This window comes from Thermoplasma sp. (assembly GCF_008709555.1).
Taxonomy (GTDB): Archaea; Thermoplasmatota; Thermoplasmata; order Thermoplasmatales; family Thermoplasmataceae; genus Thermoplasma.
Genome location: NZ_VYIJ01000029.1, coordinates 1 through 9,280, shown reverse-complemented (window position 1 = coordinate 9,280; position 9,280 = coordinate 1). Strand labels below are relative to the sequence as shown.

Annotated in this window: 11 protein-coding genes; 6 read left to right on the top strand and 5 right to left on the bottom strand. The window is 45.8% G+C overall.

What is annotated here, in order from left to right; all coding sequences use genetic code 11:
- The 3 genes from F6Q11_RS07250 to F6Q11_RS07240 form a co-directional block, all read left to right on the top strand.
- Positions 1 to 1,534, top strand: a 1,534-nt coding sequence (locus tag F6Q11_RS07250; RefSeq protein ID WP_297027855.1) for a YncE family protein, incomplete at its 5' end; no start/stop codon positions are given.
- Positions 1,535 to 1,592: 58 nt separating this feature from the next.
- Entirely contained in the window at positions 1,593 to 1,898 is a 306-nt protein-coding gene (locus F6Q11_RS07245) for a hypothetical protein (protein WP_297027851.1), read from the top strand.
- A complete protein-coding gene (locus tag F6Q11_RS07240) occupies positions 1,898 to 2,491 on the top strand; it encodes an METTL5 family protein (RefSeq protein WP_297027848.1) in 594 nt (197 codons plus the stop codon). Before F6Q11_RS07245 ends, F6Q11_RS07240 begins: the two co-directional genes overlap by 1 nt.
- On the opposite strand, the gene F6Q11_RS07235 is transcribed toward F6Q11_RS07240, so the two are convergent.
- From F6Q11_RS07235 to F6Q11_RS07225, 3 genes are read right to left on the bottom strand one after another with little or no spacing between them, the layout of a single operon-like run.
- Complete coding sequence (locus tag F6Q11_RS07235) at positions 2,479 to 3,717, bottom strand: dihydroorotase (RefSeq protein ID WP_297027845.1); 1,239 nt, start codon at positions 3,715 to 3,717, stop codon at positions 2,479 to 2,481. The genes F6Q11_RS07240 and F6Q11_RS07235 overlap by 13 nt on opposite strands.
- Entirely contained in the window at positions 3,710 to 4,483 is a 774-nt protein-coding gene (gene purQ, locus F6Q11_RS07230) for a phosphoribosylformylglycinamidine synthase subunit PurQ (RefSeq protein ID WP_297027843.1), read from the bottom strand. The genes F6Q11_RS07235 and purQ overlap by 8 nt, the downstream gene beginning before the upstream one ends.
- A gap of 4 nt (positions 4,484 to 4,487) precedes the next feature.
- Entirely contained in the window at positions 4,488 to 4,637 is a 150-nt protein-coding gene (locus F6Q11_RS07225; RefSeq protein WP_010901724.1) for a 50S ribosomal protein L40e, read from the bottom strand.
- 302 nt (positions 4,638 to 4,939) lie between these two features.
- Here F6Q11_RS07225 and F6Q11_RS07220 point away from each other — a divergent pair, with 302 nt between their 5' ends.
- Complete coding sequence (locus tag F6Q11_RS07220) at positions 4,940 to 5,425, top strand: hypothetical protein (RefSeq protein ID WP_297027838.1); 486 nt, start codon at positions 4,940 to 4,942, stop codon at positions 5,423 to 5,425.
- Between the two features lie 44 nt (positions 5,426 to 5,469).
- On the top strand, positions 5,470 to 6,456 hold the full coding sequence (locus F6Q11_RS07215; RefSeq protein WP_297027836.1) for an alcohol dehydrogenase catalytic domain-containing protein: 987 nt from the start codon (positions 5,470 to 5,472) through the stop codon (positions 6,454 to 6,456).
- Here the strand turns inward: F6Q11_RS07215 and rpe are convergent.
- Entirely contained in the window at positions 6,434 to 7,069 is a 636-nt protein-coding gene (rpe, locus tag F6Q11_RS07210; RefSeq protein WP_297027833.1) for a ribulose-phosphate 3-epimerase, read from the bottom strand. The two genes, F6Q11_RS07215 and rpe, sit on opposite strands and share 23 nt — an antisense overlap.
- A 192-nt stretch (positions 7,070 to 7,261) precedes the next feature.
- Here rpe and xerA point away from each other — a divergent pair, with 192 nt between their 5' ends.
- On the top strand, positions 7,262 to 8,113 hold the full coding sequence (gene xerA, locus F6Q11_RS07205; protein WP_297027831.1) for a site-specific tyrosine recombinase/integron integrase: 852 nt from the start codon (positions 7,262 to 7,264) through the stop codon (positions 8,111 to 8,113).
- On the opposite strand, the gene F6Q11_RS07200 is transcribed toward xerA, so the two are convergent.
- On the bottom strand, positions 8,110 to 9,174 hold the full coding sequence (locus F6Q11_RS07200; protein ID WP_297027828.1) for a polyprenyl synthetase family protein: 1,065 nt from the start codon (positions 9,172 to 9,174) through the stop codon (positions 8,110 to 8,112). The two genes, xerA and F6Q11_RS07200, sit on opposite strands and share 4 nt — an antisense overlap.
- Between the last annotated feature and the right edge of the window lie 106 nt (positions 9,175 to 9,280).

Sequence of the window (9,280 nt, the reverse complement as noted above, 5' to 3'; positions counted from 1 at the left end):
TGCATATTCTGGATCAGTGTCGGTTATATCCGGACTCCACGATGTCATCGCAAATATACCTGTTGCGGGAGCCTCCAGCATAGCCTATAGCGAATATACTGGGAATATATACGTTTCCCAGTACAGCATGGGTACTATGGCCATGATCAACCCATACAATTACACCATAGTCAAAGTTTTTCCTGCGGGGAAAACTCCATCGGGCCTTGCTATAGACCCAAAAAATGGAAATATATTCGTGAGCAATCAGGAAGCAAACACCGTAACTGTACTTAATTTCACCGGTTCATTAATCAAAATTATTCCAGTCCGTTCTGATCCGCTCCAGGTGATCTATGATGTACAAAGTGAACAGGTTTACGTTTCAAACTTCGATTCTGATACTGTATCAGCTATCTCTGCATCCAGTCTCAGCGTTGTTGCAAACATGAGCGTGGGCCTCAATCCATACGGTATATTCTGTGGAAAAGAGAATAGGACAATACTGGTTGCAAATGAATATACCAATAATATAACATTAATTAACACCTCCACGGATAGAGTCCTCCAGAGTATAACTATCGGATCCGGCCCTCAGGGAATATGCTTTGATCCAGATAATTCGGAGTTGTACGTGACAAATGCCTATTCAAATTTTGTATATGTCCTGGATAAGAATTATAGGGTATCAGCAAAGATTTACGTGGGCTGGGGGCCATCGGGAATAGCCTATGATCCATACAATGACTATGTATACGTTGCAAATTATGATACGGATAATGTTTCTGTGATAAACCCACAGACGGAAACCGTTCTGTGGAACATAAAAGTAGGGAAAGGGCCAGCTGGAATTGTTGTCGATCCTTCAAACGGCTATGTCTATTCAGTAAATCAGCTTTCAGATAACATTTCCGTAATAGATCCGTCCGACAATTCTGTTATACATTCGATAAACACAGGCTCAAGCCCTTTCAACGGGGTATACGATCAGTCCAATAATCTCATATACATTGGTAATTTTGGTTCTAACAACGTTTCGATAATAGATCCGGTTGATGAAAAGGTAATCTCGTCGATTCCGGTTGGTTCCGGGCCACAGGATCTGACATACGATCCGCAGAATGGAGAAATCTATGTGCTAAATTTCAATTCAGATAGTGTTTCTATTATAAATAGCGAAGAAAGGGTAATAGGGACATTGGCTACAGGTAAAGGTCCAGAGGGTATATGCTATGACGAATACGATAACAGTTTGTATATTTCCAATTCCGGGGCGAACAGCGTTTACGTGATCAATGCGACATCTGTTAGCTTGGAAGCCGTGATCCAAGTAGGGGTTTACCCATTTAGAGATTGTGTGGATCCTTTCAATGGCATCGTCTTCATTGCAAACACCAACTCCGGTACAATTACCATATTGGAACCGTTGAGCCACTCCCCAGGATATACCCATTCACCATACTTGGCCTACAGGATATGGTTCATATTTGCTTCAGTAGTTGTGCTTTCTGTGGTTATTGCGGTATACATTTTATTGGCGAGATATAAAAAATAGATATATAGTCCCAGATAGGTCAGAGAAAACTTTAAGATGGACAAGAGAATGTTAGAACATGGTCTTACCCCGAAGGAAGGACATAAATAGTATCGTATCGGAGAAGAGACGTGAACTCCGGGACCTTCCTACGGTACTTGTTCCTGTGTGGCAGATAAAGATCAGGGAAAGATTTGGCATAAACGTTGACAGGGAGATAGCTAAATACATCGTACTTGCAGCTCACGAAAACGGTACTTGGAAGAGGCAGAGGGCTACACGCAAGATAGAGAAGCTACTGATGGATAGGGGAGAAAGCAAGGAGAACTCTGCCAGGATAGCAAAGGAAATAATTGATCTTGTTATAGGTACACCAGAATACTGATGGGCGTCAAGAATGATCTGGAGATCAGGCTCCAGAAACTTCAACAGCAGGAAAATTTTAAGAACCATCTGGAGCAGTATCCAACGGATGCGTCCACTGCAGCATATTTTCTGATCGAAATTTACAACGACGGAAATATTGAGGGAAGATCGGTTATCGATGCAGGAACAGGTAATGGTATACTGGCCTGCGGTTCGTATCTTCTTGGCGCAAGATCGGTCACAGCATTCGATATCGATCCAGATGCCATAGAGATAGCAAAGAAGAACTGCGATGGTGTAAATTTCATGGTTTCCGATGTTTCAGATATAACCGGCGAATACGATACCTGGATAATGAATCCACCATTCGGTTCAGTCGTGAAACATTCGGATAGATCTTTTATCGATAAGGCTTTCGAAACCTCCAGATGGATATACAGTATAGGCAACGCAAAGGCGAGAAATTTTCTTAGAAAGGAATTATCAGCGAGGGGAGAGATATTCAGGGAGGAGAACGTATATATAACGATTCCAAGGATCTACAGACACCACACATCAGATCGTGCTAGGATAGACGCGGTTATTTTTGGCGTCAGGAATCATTCGTTCTGAGGTTTTGGTATGAAGATCCCGGTTGGATCTGATATGTCCTCATAGCGGTCTATTACGACGTTGCCTCTCATTATCACATATGCTGGAAATACGGCATCCATGCCGTTGAATGGGCTTACCGGAAACTTCGAATGAAGCCTGTTGTCATCGATCCTTTTCATGCTTGTGAAGTCGATGACCATGAAATCAGCATCGTACCCAATCTCTATTTTTCCTTTCTTTATGCCGAATATTGAGGGCGGATTCTCTATTGCAGTCTTGTAGAGGACGTCCAGGGGCATAACCTTCTTCTGAACTAGAGCCAAGAACAGCGGCACCCTTGTCTCGACACCAATGATGCCGGATTTTGCGAATTCGAATTCCCTCTTATCGTCCTCGGTATGCGGCGCATGGTCTGATGAGAGTATATCGAACTTTCCATTTATGTAATCATCCAGGAGCCTCCTCTGTGTTCCGCTATCTCTAAGCGGTGGGTTGACCTTTCCGACTGCGCCGAGGGGCATCTCATCGTTAAGCAGTAGGTGATGCGGTGTGACCTCCCTCAAAAAGTTGCCATTAACATCTGGAGAGGTTATGTGGGCCATGATCTTGGTCTTTATATCAAGGCCGCTAACGTATTTCGCAGCTTCAATCTCGCATTCAACCGGCCTTGCTAGGTTGTGATCCCTCAGGTTCTTCTCCTCAAACCTATGCGCCTTTAGGCATTTTTCTGATTCTCCATGGAATACAACTGGATATCTCTTCTCATTTATAGTTCTGATATCGTCATCCGTGATGGCCTCGGTACCGGTAGAATTTGTAGATCCTCCCAGGTAAACTTTCAACCCTATGCTCCTTCTGTCGATTAGAAAGGCGTTTTTTCCTGTTTCCATGGAGTAAAGTGAGAAATCAGCGTATGACGTTGAATCAATGACGCCGAGCTTATCACTGAAGGCATTGTAATCCGTTATGGGAAATCTGTTATTGGGCATGTCCAGTACATATGTTGTTCCACCATATATGGCCGACAGCGAACCACTGCCAAAATCCTCCTTTTCAGTTTCACCAGGCGTCCTGAAGTGCACATGTATATCTGTGGAGGCGGGAAGTATGGCCCCATCGTATCTTGTCTTTGGTATGTTGCCTGCGTCCTTCCTTATATCAGCGATCTTTCCATTGGATACTATGACCTCGAGATAATCGAATTTTCCGTTATAGTAAAAGTTGCCACATATGGCCCTATCCATGTACACCACTAAGATAGGATATCAGGCTATCATAGAAAAGCTTCCCAGTTGCCTGATCTTTCCTGGAATCATCATACATGGCCTGATATGGATAGTATATCCGCTCTGGATGTGGCATGAGTCCTATCACGTTTCCGTACTCATTTGTCAGCGATGCTATGGAGTCTACGGATCCATTTGGATTCCATGGATAATCGTCCGTAATACCGTTCGGATCCGAATACTTGAAAAGCACCTGATCGTTTTCATACAGCTTCTTCAGCACAGATCTGTCGGAAACGGCGATTCTGCCCTCCGCATGCGCTACGGGTACCTGAAATGGGCCCTTATCCCTGAATGCGTCCCTGAAGATCGGGTTGTTAGATGTCATTGTCATATAGGTATAGCGGCATTCGAATCTTCCGGATTCGTTGTTTGTCAAGGTGATCTCTTCTCTGTTCCAGATTAACCCCATCTCCATTATTACCTGGAATCCGTTGCATATCCCTATGAATGGCTTTCCAGAATCCACAAAATCGCCTATCTCTCTTCCAGCCACTGCGGAGAGCCTTGCAGCGAATATAACCCCTGCCCTTATGTAATCCCCAGCCGAGAAGCCACCAGGAACGATGAGCGCATCATAATCTGAAACGTTCTTCCTACCAGATGATATGTCACTGACATGCAGATAATCTGGATGACCACCACTCCGCTTTACAGAAAAATATACTTCTGTTTCGTTATTTGTGCCCTCCATCAGGAGGATTCCAACCTTTGGGATATTCATATCATTACTTGCCCGCTGCCCTCTCCTTCTTCTTGAGCCTCAGTCCGGTGTATCCACACTTCCTGCATCTTGTGGCTCGTATCGAGTTCCTGGCGTAGCAACGCATGCATATCTTCTTATTGAGACGGCGTTCAACCGCTTCTGGAAATGCCATTGAGTTCACCTTTTATTTATCACCGCATCGCAACCCAAATCCTTTGATATCATGCAGATCGCATTTTATGCGATGGCGATCTTGCTGGGAGCGATGCAGAGGTTGAGCCTGATTTCAACTTCCCTGCCCAATTTCAACTATTTACTTAAACCTTATCCTGAGCTTCCCTCTTCTTGAAATAATCTTTCCAGCGCTTGATCAGGTCATCCAGCGATACACATTGACCCATGATACCGATCCTTTGGGAGGTTCAATATTTGCACGCGGGCGAAATTATATTAATTCTGGATATATGATGTACGGTGATTCCAGCACAAGCAGTAATCGTACTTGTCATAATCGCCCTGATAGTTATAAGGGCCTCCATAAGGGCATTTCGTGGAAGGAGATATTCCATGGCAAGGCTGATAAGGCTACCAGCATTATACATAATACTCTCTGTCGCTCTGTTGCTGATCGATTTTGCCGGTAAATACATCTATTATTCAGTGCTTCTGCTTATACCGGCTGGCTATATGGTAGGGACTCGTTTCGGCACCCAGGCAAAGTTCTTCTACAGATCGAACGTTCTTTACTTCACTAGATCGCCCGTTATATTCATCGTATGGCTCTGCTCCTTCTTTGCGAGAATATTTCTTGAATTCTTCATAAAGACAAATCCAGAGATCAATCTGATCATAGATTCCATACTCTCCTTCAGCGCTGGCATGATCCTCGGAGAGAGCGTATATCTCCTGACTATGCACAATGATACCGCATTGAGTGAGATCGGTGACTCACGGACGTGACAAAAAGATTATTCACAATCTCCGCATGCAATAAGAGATCTGACATGAAGGCTGCCGTGGTTTATGAGCCGCTCGGAAACGAAAATTTGAAGATCGAGGACGTGGAAGACCCGAAGATTGCAGATGGCCAGGTTCTCATAGAGGTGAAAAAGGCTGGTCTGAACCCTGTCGATTACAACACAATCAATGGCAGGTTAGTCTACAAGCTGAGCCCGCTTCCGCATATCCCAGGAACTGAAGTCTATGGGGTCGTGGCTCAGGACGGAGGCGGCTTCAAAAAGGGAGAACGTGTCGTCGTTTACAACAGGGTATTCGATGGAACATGCGATCAGTGCATATCCGGAAACGAGCACCTCTGCACCAGCGGCGGAATATGGGGAGTGGTATCAAATGGGGGCTATGCACAGAAGGTTGCTGTTCCGCAGAAGAACGTTTTCAGGCTGCCGAATAGCGTCAGCGATGAGCTTGCGGCCAGCATCGGCGTTGCAGCGCTTACATCATTCAGGGCATTGAGGGTAGCTGGCTGTGCTCCGGGGAAATCGGTTCTGGTATTCGGTGCATCCGGAAACACAGGCATGTTCGCAGTTCAGATGGCTTCTATGATTGGGTGCGATGTCTATGCTGTTTCAAGGAAGGATTGGGTCGAGGAATTCGGCGCAACTGAGGTGTTCGAGGCCGACAAGATACCTGAGAGCATGAGGTTCGATATAATAGTTAATCCACTCGGAACCATGTTCTGGAAGGAATCGCTGAAGCATCTCAGTATACGTGGTTCTCTGGTCACATTCGGGGTTTTCACTGGAAGGGAAGGATCCTTGGACATCGCAGAACTCTATACGGGCGAGAGAAGAATACTTGGATCGACTGGAGGTACCAGGTCGGATCTCAGGGATCTGCTTGAATTCATGAAGACGCATGACCTGCGGGTGAAGATATCGAGGGAATTCAAGCTTAACGAGATCCACGAAGCTCTGAAATTCTACAACGAGGATCACGAAGGCAGGATACTCATATCGATGAGAGTATCCTGATCCTATCAGATATGTTTCCGCTGAATATGTAGGATGCTGAAACCACGATATCAGCTCCGGCATTTTTTACAATGCGGGCCGTATTATCGTTTATGCCGCCATCAACCTCTATCTTCGTTTTCAGACCGTTCTTCCTGATGAAGGTGGACGCTTCATGTATTTTGTCGGAAACATCTATGAATTTCTGCCCTGAAAATCCAGGATATACCGACATTATCAGCAGGATCTGGGCATATTCAAGTAGATCGGAGACCTTGCTGAACGGCGTGTCGGGATTTATGACAATGCCGGCATCCACGCCCTCATCCCTCATCCTCTTGAGAAGACCCAGAGTGTTTATAGGGCTCTCATAGTGAATGAAGACGAGATCGCCGGGCTTTGCAAATTTGCTGTAGTACAGATCTGGGCGCATTACCATTAGATGGCTCTCTATCCTTATCCTCGAAATTGATCTGAGGAAGTCGTAATAATCAGGACCTACCGTTATGTTAGGCACGAAGTTTCCATCCATGACGTCAAGATGGAAGGATGTGGATCCGGCGTTCTCGCACTCTCTGACCTGGTCCTGTATCTTTAACAGTGAAGCTGCGACTATAGACGGAGAAACGAGCATCGAAACGCTATTTTAAGAGGTTATAAAAATGTTGGGTATTCGCTGGGCTCAGCAAAACATATGCAGTTCCATGAAGAGGAGAGATCAGGCAGCGAGAAACTGAATAAATTAACGAGAATCCTGAAATAGGCATCATTACCATTGCTGAGATGCCAGATAGTTTTTAATACACACACTGCATATTAAAGTTAGATGCAGACGGAGCCAGAGTTGTATCTCAAGAGATTTGTTGATTATATGACCGGAGAGAGAAAGAGCAGATACACGATAAAGGAATACAGATTCCTCGTTGGGCAGTTTCTTTCCTTCATGAATAAGAGACCCGAGGAGATCACGCCAATGGACATTGAAAGATACAAGAATTTCCTGGCCGTAAAGATGAAATACTCAAAGACGAGCCAGTATCTTGCCATAAAGGCCGTCAAGCTGTTCTACAAGTCGCTGGAAATCAGAGTACCTGTGAACCTGACCCCGCCAAAGAGGCCATCCCACATCCCAGTGTATCTCTCCGAGGATGAGGCAAGGCGTCTGATAGAGGCTTCCAGATCAGATGTGCGCGCCCATGCCATCGTTTCTGTCCTGGCATACACCGGCATGAGGGTCGGTGAGCTCTGCAATCTGAGGATAAGCGATGTTGACCTTCAGGAGGCCATAATAAACGTGCGATCTGGGAAGGGAGACAAGGACAGGATAGTTATAATGTCTGAGGAGTGTGTTAAGGCCCTGGCATCATATATGGATGTCAGGCTTTCCATAGAAAGCGACAATGACTATCTCTTCGTGAGCAGCAGGCATGTCAAATTCGATACTTCAACGATAGAGCGCATGATAAGGGATCTCGGTAGAAAGGCCGGCATACAGAAGAATGTAACTCCGCATGTTCTCAGACATACGTTCGCAACGTCTGTACTCAGGAACGGGGGAGACATAAGGTTCATACAGCAGATCCTAGGTCATGCAAGTGTGGCCACAACCCAAATATACACACACCTCAACGATTCAGCGTTAAGGGAGATGTACACGCAGCACAGGCCAAGGTATTAGTGATCCCTTGACACAAGATAATCTGAAAGCCAGGCCAGATAGTTTTTTGCGCAGCTGTTTCCCTTTATCCTGTCCAGATACTCCTTTGACTTGACTACGAGACTATCCATCAACCTTACAGAATAATCATAGGATCCGCTGTTCATCACGATGCTCTTTATCCTTTCGAACTCTTCTCTTGTAACATTGCCCCTGCGCAGTATGTGGTCTATGAACTCCGCATCCTTCCTGTCAGAGAACTCCATGGCCTTGATCATAAGCAGAGTTCTTTTCCCCTCGTTAACATCGCTGTATATCGATTTCCCGGTGGTTGCCTCATCACCAAAAAGACCAAGTATATCGTCCTTGAGCTGGAATGCTATGCCCAGCGTGCGTCCGAAGAGCCTGAGGTCCATTATCTGGTCATGCCTTCCACTGAGCAGCGCGCCCATTGCAAGTGGCCCCTCAAGCGTGTACCTGGCAGTCTTCCAGAGGTGCAGTCTTATCAGGTCGTTTTCCCTGAAGTCGTCAAGAGTTCCGGAAACAACATCCAGGAACTGACCGTAGCCCGTCATCTCAATTGTCTTTGTCAGCTCGAGATCCGCCATTAGGAGAAGGCCAGGATCGAAGCCAGAGGTTATGAGGCTCTCGTGCGCGTATGTTTCCGCCAGATCCCCGGCAACTATCGCCAGGCCTTCACCCATCCTCTTTCCCCTCTCAGATCCGGAGAAGAAGGATCTCCAGAGCCTTATGTGCATGCTCGGCCTTCCTCTCCTTAGATCGCTGTCATCGATAACGTCATCATGTATGAGCAGGTATGACTGTGCGAGTTCTATTGAGATTGATGCATCGAAAATAGCCTGGTTCTCGTCGGCAAACAGTCTATATCCCAGAACCAGGAATATTGGGCGAAGCCTCTTGCCGCCACCTTCGGTGTATTCCCTTATCATCCTTATGACCCTTCTTGAGAGGTCATCCTTGGTCTCGGTCTCCTTCCTGTCAAAGAACCTTGATATCCTCTCATCTATGCGCAGCTTGTAGTTGTTTATGGTTTCACGAGGGTCTTCCGTTTCTATCTGCATTTTCGTGAGTATAGCGCGTTATGTTAAAAATGTTTTTGATGCGTCAGGAAACGGGCTTTGATCTATAAAATCCATAACAAGAACTGCTGTTCTATCACGACAAGGC